Source organism: Cupriavidus sp. 05N38, from assembly GCF_056397345.1.
Genome location: NZ_JBFTNF010000030.1, coordinates 44,772 through 60,828, shown reverse-complemented (window position 1 = coordinate 60,828; position 16,057 = coordinate 44,772). Strand labels below are relative to the sequence as shown.

The following is a 16,057-nucleotide window of genomic DNA, read 5'->3' as shown; positions in this document are numbered from 1 at the left end:
TGGCTATAGCTCCAGCACCAGCCGCTTGCAGGCAGCGCGCGAGCAGCAGGTCATCATCCTGCCGTTGGCCTCGCGCTCGGCGCGCGTCAGCACCACGTCACGGTGGTCGATCTCGCCGGCCAGCACACGCACCTCGCAGGAGCCGCACAGGCCTTCCTCGCAATCGCTCTGCATGTCGATATTGGCGGCGCGCAACGCCGCCAGCACGGTCTGGTCCGCCGCTACCGTGACCACGATGCCGGAGTCCTTCAGCTCCACCTCGAAGGCCTGCTCCCTGGCGGGGTCGAGCGTGCCCAGGGCGGATTCGAAATGCTCGATGCGCAGCGCGTCGCCGGGCCAGCTGGCGCAGCATTCCTGCAGCGCGCGAAGCATGGGCGCCGGGCCGCAGGCGTAGATCTGCGTGTGCGGGTCGGGCTGGCCGAGCAGTGCCTGGAGATCGGCGCGGCGGCCCTCGTCGCTTGCGTGCACGTGCAGGCGGTCCGCGTGCAGCGCCGCGAGTTCGTCGAGCAGCGCCATCGACGCGCGCGAACGGCCGCTGTAGTGCAGGGCGTAGTCGATCCCCAGCTGCCTTGCGCGCCGCGCCATCGCGCTCACCGGCGTGATGCCGATGCCCCCGGCGATGAAGATCAGCTTGCGCGCGCTCTCGTCGAGCCGGAAGTGATTGCGCGGACCGCGGATCTTGAGGCGGTCGCCTGGTTTCACATTGTCGTGCACCCAGGCCGAGCCGCCGCGGCCCTGCGCCTCGCGCAGCACGGCGATTTCCAGCGCGCTGCTGTCGGCCGGGTCGCCGCATAGCGAGTACTGGCGCGACAGCCCGGTGCCGCCGCATTCCACGTCGATGTGCGAGCCCGGTGTCCAGCGCGGCATCGGCCGGCCGTCGGGCGAGACCAGCCGCAGCCGGACGATGCCGTTGGCCGCGCGGCTCACGGCCTGCACCACCACTGGCCGGCTGGCCGCGTGCGCGGACGGTTCGCCGATGCGCACCTGCGCCTGCGCATCGAGCAGGGCGCGATCGGCGCGCTCGGGGTTCCGCGCGGGATCCCATTCCACCCACACATGCTCGGGGCCGCGGAACGAGGTGTTGGGCACGTAGCTGAAGCGCTGCTCGGCCAGGCGCATATGGGGCAGGCGCCGCGTGAGCTCCTGCAGGAAGACCTGCATCTCCATGCGTGCCAGGTTCTTGCCCATGCACTGGTGCGAGCCGTAGCCGAAGGTAAGCTGGTCGCTGGCGTTCTCGCGGCGGATATCGAAGAGATCGGCGTCGGTGAAGTGCCCTTCGTCATGGTTGGCCGACGAGGTCACGATCAACAGTTTCGAGCCGGCCGGGATGTCCACGCCGCCGACCTGCACGTCGCGCGTGGCCAGGCGCCGCCACGCCGCGACCGAGCCGTTGTGGCGCAGGCATTCTTCCACCGCGTTGGGGATCAGGCCGGGGTCTTCGCAGATCTCCTGCCAGGCGCGCGGATGCTGCAGCAGCAGCTTGATCGCATTGGCGGTCGCATTGGCCGTGGTCTCGTGCGCGGCGACGATGCCGGCCATCATCATCGAGTGCAGGTAGGAGTCGGTGACGACCTCCGGATGCTCCTGCTGCTTGCGGATGCCGTAGCGCATCCAGCCCGGGCCGGACGGATCCTGCCGCATCTTGTCGAGTATCTTGCCGGCGAGCTGCCAGAAGTTGCCCACCGCGTGCGCGACCTCCACCTGCTCCTCCGGCTTCGGCCGGCCCCAGGTGTTGACCGTATGCGCGATGGAATACTTGCGCAGCAGGTCCATGTCTTCCTCGGGCACGCCGAGGAAGTGCAGCGCCACCGTCAGCGGCACTTCCCACAGCATCTGATCGACCAGGTCGGCGCGGCCGTCATCGATGAAGCGGTCGACGTATTCGCGCGCCAGGCGGCGCACCATGGGCTCGTGGTGCCTGAGCTCCTCCGGTGTGAAGGGTTCCATCAGCACCCGGCGGCGCGGCATGTGGGCAGGCTCGTCCTCGTTGACCAGCGTGCGGTTCATCGCGTAGCCGTACGACGCGAGCACCGCGTTGGCCTCGGGCCCGGTGGGCGTGATCTTCTCCAGCGCGATCGACGGGCTGAAGGTGAGGTTGTCGCGGAAGATGGCCTTGATGTCGTCGTAGCGGGTCACCACCCAGTAGCCGAGCTTCGGGCTGTAGAAAACCGGCTCCTGCTCGCGCGCCCAGCGCACGTACTCGGGCGGGTCCTGCTGGTAGCCGTCCCCGAACGGGTCGAATTCCGCGGCGCGCGCGCTGACCGGGCAGCCGCTCGGCGTGCGCTGCGCCGTCAGCAGGCTGTGGTCAACGGGGCATCCCGATGCGCGCGGATTGTGGGTGTCGTTGGCCATCTGTGCTGCTCCGGTGTTCGTTGCTCAAAGGTTCAGGCGTTGCGCCGCTTGCTCAGTCCAGCGTGATCTTCAGGTCGCGGATCAGCTTGTGCCAGCGCGTGGTCTCGCTGCGCAACAGGTCGGCATATTGGGCCGGCGTATTGCCAACCGGCTCCACGCCGAAGTCCACCAGCCGCTTGTTGACGGCCGGCTCCCTGATGGCGGCAACCACTTGCTTGTTCAGCGTGGCGATCACTTCGGGCGGCGTGCCGGCGGGCACCACCATGCCTACCAGCGCCGCCGCTTCCACATTCTTGTAGCCGGCTTCGGCGAAGGTCGGCACGTCCGGCAGTTGCGGCAGGCGGGTCGGGTTTGCCACTGCCAGCGCCTTGACCTTGCCGCCCTTGATGAAGCCCGCGCCCGCGGCCAGGTCGACCATCATGGCCGGGACCTGTCCGCCGGCCACGTCGGCCAGTGCCGGCGCCGCGCCGCGGTAGGGCGCGTGGACCATGTTCAGTCCGGCCTCCACCTTGAGCAGTTCCATCGCGAGGTGGTGCGGGCTGCCGGCGCCGGCGGAGGCGTAGTCGATGCCGCCGCTCCTGGACTTGGCCTTGGCGATGAACTCCTGCACGGTGTTGACCGGCATGCCGGGACCGACCACGAGGATCATCGGGAACTTGCCCAGCAGCGTGACCGGCGCCAGATCCTTGACCGGGTTGTAGGAAAGCGTCTTGTACAGCGCCGGGTTGAAGACCAGCGTGCCGTTGTCCGCCGACAGCACCGTATAGCCATCGGCCGGTGCGCGCGCGGTCTCTGCCGCGGCGATCGCGGTGTTGCCGCCCGGCTTGTTGTCGACCACCACCGGCTGGCCCAGCCGGGCCGAAAGCGCCTGGCCGATCGAGCGCGCCAGGAAGTCCGAGCCGCCGCCGGCGGCGTACGGCACGATCCAGCGCACCGGCTTGGTCGGGAAGGCGGGGTCGGCAAAGGCGGCGCCCGGCAGCCAGGGAAGGGCGGCCAGGCCCAGGCCGAGGGCCATGAATTTGCGGCGGACGATGATCATCTTGTCTCCTGTTTCCGGTTCTCTTGTTTTTCCGGTCTGGATTCGTCCCGGCGTGCTTGGCGTCCGGGTTGTGTTTTGCGTAAATGATATACGCATTGCGTAATTTGGTGATGCGGGTTAACGTGAGGATCGGCACAAGGGGCCAGATGACGGCCAGTTGACGGCCATATGGCTACGCCGGCCTCGCCGCACGGCATTCTCCGCACTAGAATCTCCGCCCATGACGACATCACCCGATCCCATCGAAGCGGGCGCTCCCGCCGGCCCGCAGGCGCGCGAGCGCCGCCAGCGCGTGCAGTCCGCGCAGACCGGCATGGCCGTGCTCAAGGGCCTGGCCCGGCTCGGCGGGCGCGCCACGCTGACCGCGCTGGCCGCGCATGTCGGCGAGAGCCCGGCCAAGGTGCACCGCTACCTGGCCAGCCTGGTCGAGGAAGGGCTGGTGGCGCAGGAGGCCAGCACGCAGCAGTATTCCCTCGGCATGGAAGCCATGCTGATCGGGCTGGCGGCCATGCGGCAGGTCGATCCGGTGCGGGTGGCCGAGCCTTCCCTGGTCCGCCTGCGCGAGGCGCTGGGGGTGACGTGCTTCGTCGCGGTGATGGGCAACAAGGGGCCGACCATCGTGCGCTTCGAGGAGCCGGGCCTGCCGGTGACGGTGAACGTGCGGGTGGGTTCGGTCATGCCGCTGCTGTGGTCGGCCACCGGCCGCACCTTCCTGGGCATGCTGGACGAGCCGCCGGTGCTGGCGATGGCGGAGGCGGAACTGGCGGTGGCGCCGGCCGAGCTGCGCGCGCAGCTCGACGCCGGGGATCCCATCGGGCAGCTGCGGCGCGAAGTGCAGGCCGCCGGCTGCGCGGTGGTGCGCGATACCAACCTGAAGGGCATCAGCGCGGTGGCCGCGCCGCTGTACGACTACACCGGCCGCGTGTGCGCGGTGATCACGGCGCTGGGCGCCACGGGCGGCTTCGATGCCGCGATGGACGGGCCGGTCGGCACGGCAGTGCGCCGGGAGGCGCGGGCGGCCAGTGCGTTGCTGGGCCATCCGGGGGCGCCGCCTGCCGCATGACCTGGCGCCCGGACCAGCCGGGCAGGGGGCTCAGGCGGCCTTGCGTTCGGCGGCTTGCGCGCCGGCGGTGTCGGCCGTCTTGCGTTCGCCGCCCAGCGCTTCGGTCAGGTCGGCCAGCAGGCTGGCCAGCTCGCCCGCCATCATGGTGAAGTCGCCGTCGAAGCGTTCGTCCTCGTCGCGCGCGCTGGCGTCGGCCTGTTCCTTGATCACGTCGAGCGGGGCCACTCGCTTGATGGTCAGCGACTCGGTCAGCACGAAGGACACGCGGTCGTTCCAGGTCATGGCGAGGCGCGTGCAGCGCTTGCCCGCGGCAATGTGGCGGCGCAGGTCCTCGGCATCGAGCGGATGGCGCACGTAGCGCACCGTGGCCTTGCTCTCGGCGCTCGATTGCAGCTCGATTTCCTGGTCCACGGTGAAGCCGGCCGGCGCCGTGTCATTGGCCAGCCAGTCGGTCATGGCGGCGACCGGCGACTGGTTCACATGGAGGTTTTCCAGCGGCAGCGGGTCGATCGCCTTGAACAGCAGGCCCCGCACTTCGTCGGCCTTGGCCGGGGCGGCGGCATCGATGGCCAGCCAGCCGTTGACCGGGTCGATCCACACCCGGGTATCGCGGCGGATGCTGAAGGCGCGCGGCAGCAGTTCCTCGGTGACCTGCTCCTTGAGCTCGCGCATTTGCTTGCGGCCGGGCTTGAAGCCTTGCTGTTCCTCGAGTTCGAGGGCGCGCGCCTTGGTGACCTGGTTGACCACGGTGGACGGCAGCAGCTTCTTCTCGGTGCGCATGGTCAGCAGCATCTGCTTGCCGACCTGGTGGACCAGGGCGCCGTTTTCACGCGGCGAGGCCCAGCCCTGGGTCTGCATTTCCAGGCTGGTGCCCGGGAAGAAGGCATGGCGCGCCAGGCAGGCCTCGACTTCGTCGGCGGCGAGGGACCACGGTGCGGACAGACGGTGCAGCTGGAGATTCTTGAACCACATGGGAATTCGGCCAAAGGGACCGATTCTAGCCGGTTAGCGTGGCCGATGCGGTAACAATGCGTGAAAGCGGCGGATAGAAGGGCTGCACGGGCAACGGAGCGGCGCCGGGCGGGCCGGCGGAATGCGGCAGGGGCCGGGCTGCCTGCCGCAACCCGGCCCCTGCCGCGTGCCGGAGCCTCAGATGTCGAGCTTGCTGATCTTCGAGCCTTCCAGCGACAGGCCTGCCATCAGGCCGGCGTTGGTCACCACGAAGCCGATGATCGGCTGCTGGGCCGTGTTGGTGTCGATGGTGCCGTTGGCGCCGATCGTGGCCAGCGCCACTGTGGCATCGCCGCCAACGGTCCAGCCGCTGCTGTTGACGAACTTGTCGAGCGAGTCCTGAGTCATGAACATCAGGATGATGGCCTTGGACTGCGCGCCGATCTGCCAGCCCACCGAACCCGAGATGATGCGGTAGTAGCCATGCGTGGCGCCGCCCGCGCGCAGCGAGCCGTCGCCGTATTCGCCGCCCACCACGAAGCCGGCCGAGATGGTGTTGGGAAAGACCAGGATGCCGCGCGCGCGGTTGGCCAGCTGCCGCGAGCTGCTCGCCGTGGCGTACAGCTTGCTGAGCGCGCCGTCCACGCCGCCGTCGATCTCGCGGCGCTTGGCCGCCTTGTCCGTGGGGGCGCCCGGCGTGGTGGTGCAGGCACCCAGCAAGCCTGAAGAAGCCAGCACCAGGCCTGCGCCCGCCGTCAGAAACGATCTGCGTTCCATACTCACTCTCCTGATTGTTTTACGTCACAATGCACCGCTAACAGAGCACCGGTACCGGAGCCTTCCGTCCCCTCTCGCCTGCAAACTCGCTTTATCCAAGGATAGGCGTAATCGGCACTTGTAGAAACGTGAAATCGCAGGGCAGGAATTCCTCTCGGTTTTCCCTAAAGTGCCACTGGAATCCTCCGTTTCTGGAGAAATATACAAGCCTGCAGACCGAAGCGGTGTAGGACGAAGCTGCATTTCGCGACGAACCTGTCCTACAGATTCGTGCCCGACGCGGCGACATGTCCGTGGCCCGGCGGCGGGCCAGGAACCCGGGCGCGCCAGGCGTGTCCATCAAAGATGAAATCCGTGAAATTCCTCAAATCCGTGAAGTCCCTGACGTCCCTGAAGTCCAGTTTCGTCCTGATCCCCGTCACCCTGCTGGCCGCTGCCTGTGCCTCGCATTCGCCCGCTCCCGACCCGCAAGCCGCAGGCGAAGCCAATGCGCAGTGGCAGTCGCTGCGTGCCGACTACACCGCCTGCGCCAAGGGCCAGACCGACGCCGGCTTGTCCGGCAGCGCCTCGCCGCAGGATCTCGCCGGCGCCGCGCTGAAGGCGTGCCAGCCGAAGCTGGATGCCATGCGCAGCGCGTTCCGCGAATACCTGGATGCGCAGATGGTGTCCGCGCACGGGCGCGACGGCGCGCGCCAGGCCGCCGACCGCGTTTCGCGGGATACCGAGGCCAAGACCCGCAGCTACCTGGTTCGCTATGTAGAGGTGGAACGCTACAACGCCAAGCCGCACTAGCCCGCAAGCTGACCGGCCGGCGCGGGCCGCCGCGGCCTGCTGTGGTGTAATGCGCGGACGCGTCCCCTCAACACCCATGGCAGTCCATCCCGATGACCCTCTCCCCCGAACGCCTGCAGCTCGCCCACGAGCGCTTCCTTGACGAAAATCCCGAAGTGGTTTCGCTGCTCAAGGCCATCACCGAGCGTCATGCGCGCGCAGCCGGCATGAGCGTGGAAGCCTTCCAGCTTTCCGAACTGGAGCGCGCCATCGGGCGCGAAGCGCGGCTGCGGCGCATGACTGCAGACGAACTGTTGCTGGTCTACCTGGGGGAGCGCACAGCGCCGGCGCCCCGCCGCTGATGCGCATGGCCGCGCCGCCGCCTCAGGGCTTGGCCGGCGGCGCGCCAGCCGCATCTTCAGCCGCATCCTCTTGCGCCGGCCGCAACAGCAGCCACGCGCACGCCGCGCCACCGGCCGCCAGCAGCGCGGACAGCAGCATCACCCGGCGAAAGCCCGCCACGAAGGCATTGCTTACCGCATGACGGACGGCCTGCGCCGCCCGTGGCTCCGCCGTCGCGGGGATCTCGATGGCGGCAAGGCGGCCGCGCTGCGCCTGCACCGCCTGCACGACCTGCGCCGGCACCACCGCGCCGGACCCCGCCAGCGCGCGCTCCAGCCTGCGATCGAACACATTCGCCATCACGATCCCCAGCACCGCGATCGCCAGCAGCGTCGCCACCCGCGCGGCGGCATTGTTGATGCCGGATGCCGTGCCGGCCGAGCCAGGCGGTACCGCATTCATGACCGTGGTCGTCAACGGCGCCACGCTGATCGTCATGCCCGCGCCGAGCACCAGCACGGCGGGGAAGAACGTCGTCCAATAGCTGCCGCCGCCTGAGCCTGGCAGTGCGAACAGGGCAAAGCCCGCCGCCGCGACCAGCGGCCCCACGATCAGCGGGCCGCGCGCACCGTGCCGGTCCACCAGTCCACCCGCCCAGCCCGAGAGCAGGAACATCAGCAGGATGAAGGGCAGCAGCGCGGCCCCCGCGGCGGTCGATGAATAACCCTGCACCTGGATCAGGTTGAGCGGAAAGAAGAACAGGCCGCCGCCGAGCGCGGCGTAGAGCAGCAGGGTCAGCAGATTGGCCCCGAGAAAGGCGCGCGAGCGGAACAGCGCGGGCGGCATGATCGGATTGGCGACCCGCGTCTGCACCCACGCGAACAGGCCCAGCGCGAGCATGCCGGCGGCGCCGGGCAACCATACTTGCGCATGGCCCCAGCCCTGCCCCGGGGAAGCGATCAGGGCGTAGACCACACCACCCAGCCCCAGCGCCACCAGCAGGCTGCCCGCCCAGTCGAGCGACCCCGCCTGCCCGGGCGCGCGGCTTTCCGGCACGCGCCAGAACGCGATCACCAGCACCGCCGCGGCCAGCGGCAGGTTGACCAGGAAGGCGGCACGCCACGACAGATGCTCGATCAGCCAGCCGCCCGCCACCGGGCCGAGCGCGGCGGTCATGGCGGTGGCGCCGGACCAGGTGCCGATGGCCTTGCCGCGCCGGCTCTGGTCGAATGACGCGGACAGCAGCGCCAGGCTGCCCGGCACCAGCAGCGCGGCACCCACGCCCTGCGCCGCACGGGCCGCGACCAGGTGGCCGATATTGCCGGCCAGCCCGCACCAGGCCGAACTGGCGGCGAAAACCGCCACGCCCAGCGCGAACACGCGGCGCCGGCCGAAGCGGTCTCCCGCCGCGCCACCCACCAGCAGCAGCGCCGCCAGCAGCAGCGCATAGGCCTCCACCGCCCATTGCATGCCGCTCAGGCTGGCACCGAGATCCTTCTGCAATGCCGGCAGGGCCACGTTGACCACGGTGCTGTCGATGAACGCCATGCTCGACGCCAGGATGGTCGCGGCCAGCACCCATGGCTCGTCGGCGCGCGCGCAGCCGGCGCCGCCAGGCCGGGCCCGGATCGCGCTGTCGTCGCAGGGGCCCTGGGCCAGCGGCGTGGTCGACATGGCCGGCGACGCGCGGGCGCTATGCCACCGGCGCCAGCGGGCGCAGCTCGCCCAACATGGTCGGCACCAGCTCCGCTACGGTGGGATGGATGTGCATGGCGCGCTGGAGCACCGCGTAGGGCGCGCGCGCATACATGGTGTCGAGAATGCAGTGGATGACTTCGTCGCCGCCCACGCCCAGCACCATCGCGCCCAGGATCTCGCGGCTGTCGGCATCGACCAGGATCTTCATGAAGCCCAGCGTCTCGCCTTTTTCCACGGCGCGCCCCACCCGGGTCATGGGGCGCGTGCCCACCAGCACCCGGCGCCCGGACTGTCTTGCCTCGTGCTCGGTCATGCCGACGCGGCCCAGCGGCGGATCGGTGAAGAGCGCATAGGCAGGGATGCGGTCGTCCACGGTGCGCGGCGGCTCGCCTGACGCCGTGTCCAGCAGGTTCGCGGCGACGATCTCGAAGTCGTTATAGGCGGTATGGGTGAAGGCACCGCGCCCGTTGCAGTCGCCCAGCGCCCAGATCCCGGGCACATTGGTGCGCAGCTGCGTATCGACCTGGATATACCCGTGCGCATCGGTGGCGACGCCGGCGCGGTCCAGGCCGAGATCGTCGGTGTTCGGCCGGCGGCCCACCGCCAGCAGCACGTGCGAGCCGGCGATCTCGGGCGCGCCGTGCACGCAGTCCATCTTCACCACCACTTCGCCGCCGCGCTGCTCCAGCGCGATGCATTCGGCATCCAGGCGCAGGCCGATGCCCTCGGCCGCCAGGATGTCGCGCACCGCCTCGGACACTTCGGGGTCTTCGCGCTCGATCAGGCGCGGGCCGCGCTGCACGATGGTGACTTCGCTGCCGAAGCGGCGGAACATCTGGCCGAACTCCAGCCCGATGTAGCTGCCGCCCACCACCAGCAGGTGGCGCGGCAACTGGTCCACGCGCATCATGCCGGTATTGGTCAGGTAGTCCACCTGGTCCAGCCCCGGCATGGGCGGGGTGGCCGCGCGCCCGCCGACATTGATGAAGATCTGGGCGGCCCGCAGCACGGCATCGCCCACGCGCACGGTGTCCGGGCTCTCGAAACGGGCATGTCCAAGATAGACGGTGCCCCCTTCCAGCCTGCGCACCCACGCTTCCACGCCCCGGCTGGAGTTGCCGACCACGCCGTCCTTGCGCGCCTTGACGCGCGCCATGTCGACCGTCACCGGTCCGCCGGTGATCACGCCGAAATCGGCGCCGCGCCGCGCCAGATGGGCCGCGTAGGCGCTCGCCACCATGGTCTTGGTGGGGATGCAGCCATTGTTGACGCAGGTGCCGCCAAAGGCCAGGCGCTCGATCACGGCGACTTTGCGGCCGGCCGCGGTCAGGCGCTCGGCCAGCGGCGGGCCAGCCTGGCCGGTGCCAATGATGATGGCGTCGTAGTCGGTGGGCATGGCGAGGCTCCTGTGACTGCAAAGCGTGGTGCGCGGCCCGCGCGCGGGGTCAGAGCATATCCAGCGGGCGCGGGCCGCGCGGCGGCGGGAAGGCGGCATCCAGCGCCGCCAGCTGCTCCGGCGCGAGCCGGCAGGCGAGCGCGCCGTGGTTCTCGCGCAGGCGGTCGCGGTGGCTGGTCTTCGGAATGGCGACGACATCGTCGCGCGCCAGCAGCCAGGCCAGCGCGGCCTGGGCCGGGCTCATGCCGTGCTGCTCGGCAAAGCGCGCCAGGCGCGGGTTGCGCAGCAGCGCCGCCTGCTCGATCGGCGAGTAGGCCATGAGCGGCACATGGTGGCGTCGCAACCACGGCAGCAGGTCCCACTCGATGCCGCGGCGCGCGAGGTTGTAGAGCAGCTGGTTGACTGCTACCCGGTCGCCGCCAGGCACGCGCCACAGCGCTTCCATGTCGCCGAGGTCAAGGTTGCTGACGCCGAAATGACGGATCTTGCCGGCCTGCTGCAGAGCCAGGAAGGCGGCCACGGTTTCCGCCAGCGGCACGCCGCCGCGCCAGTGCAGCAGGTAGAGATCGAGGCGGTCGGTGCCGAGCCGGCGCAGGCTGTGCTCGCAGGCCGCCACCGCCCCCTTGCGCCCGGCGTTGTGCGGGTAGACCTTGCTGACCAGGAAGACCTCGTCGCGGCGCCCCGCAATGGCTTCGCCCACCAGTTCTTCCGAGCGGCCCTCGCCGTACATCTCGGCGGTGTCGATCAGGCGCAGGCCAAGTTCGAGGCCGAGGCGCAGCGTGGCGAGCTCTTCCGCGCGCGCGGCCGGATTCTCGCCCATGTTCCAGGTGCCCATGCCCAGCGCGGGAACGGCTTCGCCGCCGGGAAGATTCACGGTTTTCATGCTGGTATCCGTCGGGGGAGGGGGGGATGGCGCGCGTGCCGTGCAAGGCACGCGCCGCCGCGCGCCTACCCACCCAACACTAGGCAAGGACGGCGCGATGCACAAGGACAGCGGGGCGGGGGCGGCGGCCTGCCGCCGTGCTCAGACCAGGCCGGTCGCGTAGTAGGCCGTTTGCGTGCTGTTCGGGGCTTGCCGGCTCATCCGTGGTGATAGCGGTATTCCTGGGTCAGCCCGCCGTAGCCATAGGTGGCGGCGCGCGCGTCCACCACATGGATATACGACACCGGGTGCACGTTGCCGATCAGCTCGGCCATGGTGTCGAACACTTCGCGCAGGAACTGCGCTTTCTCGGCCTTGGTATTGGTCTCGTCGGTCACGCTGATATCGAGGTGGAAGGCGTTGCGCTTTTGCTCCGACAGCGGCGCGCCGCCGACGATCCAGGCGTCGTGGTCCACGTACTGCACGGCCACGACGATCACCTCCGGTTTCTTGCCGAGCACGCGCTGCGTGATCTCCGCCACGGCGGCGGCGGTGCGGCGGGTGAGGGCGGCGTCGGGTTTGCCGGAAATCTGCAGATTGATGTGGGGCATGGCTGGCTCCTGTTGGTCCGGGTCGGCGGCTGGGGATTCAGCCGCCTGGTGATGCCAGTCTAGGGCTTCCTGTTCAATCGAAAAAACGGGAATTTGCGATACTATCCATCGGAATATACGAAACATGCCGGAGATAGCCATGCGCGTCCTCGAACTCGATCAGCTACGTACCTTCGTGACGGTGGCGGAGGCCGGCAGCCTGTCGGCCGCGGCGCCACGGTTGTTTCTTTCGCAGTCGTCCGTCAGCGAGCAACTGCGCAAGCTGGAGGAGCGCGCCGGCGTGCCGCTGCTGGTGCGCGGCAAGCAAGGTGCCGCGCCCACGCCTGCCGGGCTGCGCTTGCTGGAACACGCACGGCGCATCCTTGCGCTGTCCGAGCTGGCGCTGCAGGATCTGCGCGGGCATACGCTCGACGGTGAACTGCGGCTGGCCGTGACGGACTACTTCCGCCCCGGCGAGATCGCCGGCATGCTGCGCCGGCTGCGCGAGCGCTATCCCTACCTGCGCCTGCACGTGACCGTGATGAAGAGCGGCATGATCGAAGCCGGCGCCGAGACCGACGCCTTCGACATCGGCCTGTCGATGCGCTTTCCCGGCGCGCGCGCGGCCGACAAGACGGGCAAAGGCGAACGGGGCGCGCGCGGCACCGTGCTGCGTCGTGAAACCCTGGCCTGGGTGGCTGCGCCGGGAGAGGCCGAAGGGGCCGAGGGCGCCGGCGCGCCGCTGCCGCTGGTGCTGCTGCCCGATACCTGCTCCCTGCATCAGTACGTGGTGCAGACCTTGTTGCGGCGCCGGCTCGACTACGTCATCGCGCATTCCGCCTCCGGCGTGGCCGGCCTGCAGCTGGCGCTGGCCGCAGGCCTCGGTATTTCCTGCCTGAACGAGTCCGCCATCGGGCCCGGCGTGGCGCGCATCGATGCCGCCACGATCGCCCGTCTCAGGCTGCCTGCGTTGCCGACGGCGGAGTTCTTCCTGCTGCCCGCGCGGGTGGGCGAAGCACCGCTGGTGGGCCAGGTGCGGGCCGCGCTGGCGGAACAATTTGCCTGAGCCCGCGGCGCCGGAGCCCCTCTGTTGCAGGGCGTGATCAAAAAAGAGCTTCATCAGCCGCTTTAATAAAAGATCACCATACTGCGCTTCGTTCCCATTGACATCTGTTGTAAATGAAAATGATAATGCGTCGCATTTGTAGTAAAACTATTACAATTCATTACACATGCGACTTAATCTACGCCCGATCCACGCCGCCGTATTGGGCGCCTTCGTTTCGCAAACCGCCGTGACCGGCACGGCCCTGGCACAGGAAGCCGGCGCCGCCAGCCTGCCGGAGGTGACAGTCAAGGCTGCGGCCGCCAGCGATCCGGGCGTGGGCTACAACCCGCCTTCCACCCGCAGCGCCACCAAGATCGATGCGCCGCTGCGCGATATCCCGCAGACCGTCAACGTGGTGACCGCCGAGGTCATGCGCGACCAGCACGCCACGTCGATCCAGGATGCCCTGAAGAACGTGCCAGGCGTGAGCTTCTCCACCGGCGACGGCCAGCGCGACCAGGTCAGCATCCGTGGCTTCTCGGCCATCGCCGACCAGTTCGTCGACGGCATCCGCGACGATGCGCTGTACTTCCGCGATCTCTCCAACGTAGACCGGATCGAAGTCATCAAGGGACCCGCGGCCGTGCTCTACGGACGCGGCTCGTCGGGTGGCCTGATCAACCGCGTCACCAAGAAGCCCGGCTTCGACGTCACCGATTTCGCGCTTAGCTACGGCTCCTGGCAGAATCGCCGCGCCGAGGCCGACGTAGGCCGCGTGATCAACGACGCTGCCGCATGGCGCATCACCGGCGCGGCGGAGCGGGGCAACAGCTACCGCGACCAGCAGTTCATCGACCGCTTCGCCGTGGCGCCGTCACTGGATCTGCGCCTGGCGCCCGAGACAACCCTGCTGCTGCAGGCCGACTACCTGCAGGACCGCCGCGTGACCGACTTCGGCATCCCGGCCTACCGGGGCCGCCCGGTCAACGTGCCGGCCTCCACTTACTACGGCGCGGCCAATGCGCGCGATGTGGACTACAGCCAGTCGCGCATCTATTCGGGCACCGCCACGCTGGACCACCGCTTCAACGAGCAGTGGTCGCTGCGCAACGCCACGCGCTACTACCACTACACGCTGGACCGCAACAACACGCTGCCGGGCGTGGTCAACGAAGCGCGCCAGACCGTCACGCTCACGCGCTCGAACGTGGCGCGCGCCGAGCGCGGCTGGTTCAATCAGACCGACCTGACGCAGAAGGCTTCGCTGTTCGGCATGAAGCACGAACTGCTGTACGGCGTGGAAGTCGGTCAGCAGAACAAGGACCTTGTCAGCTATTCGTCCGGCACGGTGGCGACCGTAGCGCTGTTCAACCCGGTGCTGCCCACGCTGCCGCTGCAGGGCGGCGCGCTGACCGCCAACAGCCTGGGCACGTTCAAGACGCTCGCCTTCTATGCGCAGGACATGGTGTCCCTGACGGAACACTGGAAGGCGCTGGTCGGCCTGCGCCATGACCGCTTCCAGCAGGAGACGGTCGACCACCGTCCCGGCCAGCCGGGCCTGTCGCGCACCGACAATGCCTGGAGCCCGCGCGCCGGCCTGGTGTGGCAGCCGAGCAAGGCACAGTCCTACTATGTGTCGTGGAGCCGTTCGTTCCAGCCTTCGGGCGAGGCCTTCGCGCTGGCGGCCAACAATGCCGACATCGCGCCGGAAAGCACGCGCAATACCGAAGTGGGCGCCAAGTACGACTGGCTCGATGGCCGCGCCAGCACCACGGTGTCGGTGTTCCGCCTCGAGCGGACCGGCATCAAGGCCACCAACCCGCTCACGCTGCAACTGGTGCCGATCGGCGAGCAGCGCACCGACGGCGTGGAGCTGTCCACCTCGGCGGACCTGTCGCAAGGCTGGCGCGTGCTGGCCGGCTATGCCTACCTCGATGCGCGCGTGACGCAGTCGGTCGCGGTCGACGCCGGCCAGCAGGTGCAAGGCAAGCGCGCCACGCTTACGCCGATGCACAGCGGCAATGTGTGGCTGACCAAGGCGCTCGGCAACGGCTTCGGCGTCGGCGGCGGCCTCAACCTGGTCGGGGCGCGCTTCGCCAATCCGGGCAACACCGTCACGCTGCCCGGCTACGTGACCGCCGACATGATGGCGTGGTACCGCCGCGGCCCGTTCGAAGCCCAGCTCAATCTCTACAACATCTTCAACCAGGGCTATATCGTCTCGGCCCACGGCACCAGCCCCAACCTGAACATGCCGGGCGCGCCGCGCAGCGTGATGGCGACCTTGCGCTATCGCATGTAAGAAAGCGAAAAGGCCTCGCAGCAAGCGAGGCCTTTTCGTATCGACGGTGCCGGAGCAAGGGGCGCGGAAATCGTAGCGGGCATCGCAGGGCCGGTCGCGCGCCGTGCGGCGGATCCATCCGTGCCTCTCAGGTCTCCGACCACTGGCGCAGCAGGTTGTGGTAGCAGCCGACCAGCGAGCGCCGCGCGCCTTCGTCGGCGCCGGTCTGGTTCAGTTTCTGGATGGCATTGTCCATGTCGAACAGCAGCGCACGCTGGCCATCGTCGCGGATCAGGCTCTGGATCCAGAAGAAGCTGGCCACGCGCGTGCCGCGCGTGATGGGGGTGACCTGGTGCAGGCTGGTGGCCGGGTAGACCACCATGTCGCCCGCTTCGAGCTTGACGCTGTGGATGCCGTAGGTGTCTTCCACCTGCAGCTCGCCCCCGTCATAGCTGGCGGGATCGCTGAGGAACAGCGTGGCGGAAATGTCGGTGCGCAGCTTGCGGCCGTTGTGCGGATGGATGCGCACGCTGCCGTCCACGTGGGCGCCGAAGGTCATGCCCTCGCCGTAGCGGTTGAACATCGGCGGGTAGACGATATTGGGCAGCGCCGCGCTGATGAACAGCGGATTGCGCTCCAGCATGGCGAGGATCAGCTGCTGACATTGCAGCGCCACGTCCGAACGCTCGTCGATCTGCTGGTTGAACTTGACGGGGGCGCCGGAATAGCCGGCGGTGACGCGGCCATCGACCCAGGCCTCGCCGGCCGAATCGAGCTGCTGGCGCAGCATGGCGAGCTGCTCGGCGTTGAGGACCTTGGGAATGCAGACAAGCATGGCGATCTCGGCAGGGTGTTGCGCCGGCGCCGGCAGGGGATGCGGCGCCGGG

14 protein-coding genes are annotated in these 16,057 nt (G+C 68.9%); 5 read left to right on the top strand and 9 right to left on the bottom strand.

What is annotated here, in order from left to right:
* Positions 1–3: 3 nt before the first annotated feature.
* Positions 4–2,352 (bottom strand): cytochrome P450/oxidoreductase, encoded by a 2,349-nt coding sequence (locus tag AC1DK4_RS21885; protein ID WP_441617786.1) that lies wholly within the window; start codon positions 2,350–2,352, stop codon positions 4–6.
* Positions 2,353–2,404: 52 nt separating this feature from the next.
* Positions 2,405–3,391 carry a Bug family tripartite tricarboxylate transporter substrate binding protein gene (locus tag AC1DK4_RS21880; RefSeq protein WP_441617784.1) on the bottom strand — a complete coding sequence of 329 codons (987 nt, stop codon included), beginning with the start codon at positions 3,389–3,391 and terminating at the stop codon, positions 2,405–2,407.
* Between the two features lie 220 nt (positions 3,392–3,611).
* Here AC1DK4_RS21880 and AC1DK4_RS21875 point away from each other — a divergent pair, with 220 nt between their 5' ends.
* Positions 3,612–4,454 (top strand): IclR family transcriptional regulator, encoded by an 843-nt coding sequence (locus AC1DK4_RS21875; protein ID WP_441617782.1) that lies wholly within the window; start codon positions 3,612–3,614, stop codon positions 4,452–4,454.
* A gap of 30 nt (positions 4,455–4,484) precedes the next feature.
* Here the strand turns inward: AC1DK4_RS21875 and AC1DK4_RS21870 are convergent, their stop codons facing one another.
* Positions 4,485–5,426, bottom strand: a complete 942-nt coding sequence (locus AC1DK4_RS21870) for a recombination-associated protein RdgC (protein WP_441617780.1) — start codon at positions 5,424–5,426, stop codon at positions 4,485–4,487.
* Positions 5,427–5,603: 177 nt separating this feature from the next.
* Entirely contained in the window at positions 5,604–6,182 is a 579-nt protein-coding gene (locus tag AC1DK4_RS21865; RefSeq protein ID WP_441617778.1) for a BPSL1445 family SYLF domain-containing lipoprotein, read from the bottom strand.
* Between the two features lie 345 nt (positions 6,183–6,527).
* On the opposite strand from AC1DK4_RS21865, the gene AC1DK4_RS21860 reads away from it, so the two are divergent.
* Positions 6,528–6,974 (top strand): hypothetical protein, encoded by a 447-nt coding sequence (locus AC1DK4_RS21860; RefSeq protein WP_477131781.1) that lies wholly within the window; start codon positions 6,528–6,530, stop codon positions 6,972–6,974.
* Between the two features lie 92 nt (positions 6,975–7,066).
* Positions 7,067–7,315, top strand: a complete 249-nt coding sequence (locus AC1DK4_RS21855; RefSeq protein WP_441617774.1) for a DUF6388 family protein — start codon at positions 7,067–7,069, stop codon at positions 7,313–7,315.
* A 22-nt stretch (positions 7,316–7,337) separates the two neighbouring features.
* Here AC1DK4_RS21855 and AC1DK4_RS21850 read toward each other — a convergent pair whose 3' ends face one another.
* The 4 genes from AC1DK4_RS21850 to AC1DK4_RS21835 all read right to left on the bottom strand — a co-directional run bounded on the left by AC1DK4_RS21850 (position 7,338) and on the right by AC1DK4_RS21835 (position 11,862).
* Entirely contained in the window at positions 7,338–8,969 is a 1,632-nt protein-coding gene (locus tag AC1DK4_RS21850; protein WP_441617772.1) for a DHA2 family efflux MFS transporter permease subunit, read from the bottom strand.
* 19 nt (positions 8,970–8,988) lie between these two features.
* Positions 8,989–10,389, bottom strand: coding sequence for an FAD-containing oxidoreductase (locus AC1DK4_RS21845; protein ID WP_441617770.1), 1,401 nt, complete (start codon positions 10,387–10,389; stop codon positions 8,989–8,991).
* A 49-nt stretch (positions 10,390–10,438) separates the two neighbouring features.
* Entirely contained in the window at positions 10,439–11,272 is an 834-nt protein-coding gene (locus AC1DK4_RS21840) for an aldo/keto reductase (protein WP_441617768.1), read from the bottom strand.
* Between the two features lie 197 nt (positions 11,273–11,469).
* A complete protein-coding gene (locus AC1DK4_RS21835) occupies positions 11,470–11,862 on the bottom strand; it encodes a tautomerase family protein (RefSeq protein ID WP_441617766.1) in 393 nt (130 codons plus the stop codon).
* A 139-nt stretch (positions 11,863–12,001) separates the two neighbouring features.
* On the opposite strand from AC1DK4_RS21835, the gene AC1DK4_RS21830 reads away from it, so the two are divergent.
* Both AC1DK4_RS21830 and AC1DK4_RS21825 read left to right on the top strand, forming a co-directional pair.
* A complete protein-coding gene (locus tag AC1DK4_RS21830; RefSeq protein WP_441617764.1) occupies positions 12,002–12,907 on the top strand; it encodes a LysR family transcriptional regulator in 906 nt (301 codons plus the stop codon).
* A gap of 166 nt (positions 12,908–13,073) precedes the next feature.
* Positions 13,074–15,191 carry a TonB-dependent receptor gene (locus tag AC1DK4_RS21825; RefSeq protein ID WP_441617762.1) on the top strand — a complete coding sequence of 706 codons (2,118 nt, stop codon included), beginning with the start codon at positions 13,074–13,076 and terminating at the stop codon, positions 15,189–15,191.
* Positions 15,192–15,318: 127 nt separating this feature from the next.
* Here AC1DK4_RS21825 and AC1DK4_RS21820 read toward each other — a convergent pair whose 3' ends face one another.
* Positions 15,319–16,005 carry a Fe2+-dependent dioxygenase gene (locus tag AC1DK4_RS21820; RefSeq protein WP_441617760.1) on the bottom strand — a complete coding sequence of 229 codons (687 nt, stop codon included), beginning with the start codon at positions 16,003–16,005 and terminating at the stop codon, positions 15,319–15,321.
* Between the last annotated feature and the right edge of the window lie 52 nt (positions 16,006–16,057).

What these genes read in the sequence shown, in the direction of transcription:
- AC1DK4_RS21860 (WP_477131781.1), top strand. Translation starts at nt 6,528, where the DNA reads ATGAAATCCGTGAAATTCCTCAAATCCGTGAAGTCCCTGACGTCCCTG.
- AC1DK4_RS21885 (WP_441617786.1), bottom strand. Translation starts at nt 2,352, where the DNA reads ATGGCCAACGACACCCACAATCCGCGCGCATCGGGATGCCCCGTTGAC.
- AC1DK4_RS21870 (WP_441617780.1), bottom strand. Translation starts at nt 5,426, where the DNA reads ATGTGGTTCAAGAATCTCCAGCTGCACCGTCTGTCCGCACCGTGGTCC.
- AC1DK4_RS21865 (WP_441617778.1), bottom strand. Translation starts at nt 6,182, where the DNA reads ATGGAACGCAGATCGTTTCTGACGGCGGGCGCAGGCCTGGTGCTGGCT.
- AC1DK4_RS21880 (WP_441617784.1), bottom strand. Translation starts at nt 3,391, where the DNA reads ATGATCATCGTCCGCCGCAAATTCATGGCCCTCGGCCTGGGCCTGGCC.
- AC1DK4_RS21875 (WP_441617782.1), top strand. Translation starts at nt 3,612, where the DNA reads ATGACGACATCACCCGATCCCATCGAAGCGGGCGCTCCCGCCGGCCCG.
- AC1DK4_RS21835 (WP_441617766.1), bottom strand. Translation starts at nt 11,862, where the DNA reads ATGCCCCACATCAATCTGCAGATTTCCGGCAAACCCGACGCCGCCCTC.
- AC1DK4_RS21830 (WP_441617764.1), top strand. Translation starts at nt 12,002, where the DNA reads ATGCGCGTCCTCGAACTCGATCAGCTACGTACCTTCGTGACGGTGGCG.
- AC1DK4_RS21850 (WP_441617772.1), bottom strand. Translation starts at nt 8,969, where the DNA reads ATGTCGACCACGCCGCTGGCCCAGGGCCCCTGCGACGACAGCGCGATC.
- AC1DK4_RS21825 (WP_441617762.1), top strand. Translation starts at nt 13,074, where the DNA reads ATGCGACTTAATCTACGCCCGATCCACGCCGCCGTATTGGGCGCCTTC.
- AC1DK4_RS21820 (WP_441617760.1), bottom strand. Translation starts at nt 16,005, where the DNA reads ATGCTTGTCTGCATTCCCAAGGTCCTCAACGCCGAGCAGCTCGCCATG.
- AC1DK4_RS21845 (WP_441617770.1), bottom strand. Translation starts at nt 10,389, where the DNA reads ATGCCCACCGACTACGACGCCATCATCATTGGCACCGGCCAGGCTGGC.
- AC1DK4_RS21840 (WP_441617768.1), bottom strand. Translation starts at nt 11,272, where the DNA reads ATGAAAACCGTGAATCTTCCCGGCGGCGAAGCCGTTCCCGCGCTGGGC.
- AC1DK4_RS21855 (WP_441617774.1), top strand. Translation starts at nt 7,067, where the DNA reads ATGACCCTCTCCCCCGAACGCCTGCAGCTCGCCCACGAGCGCTTCCTT.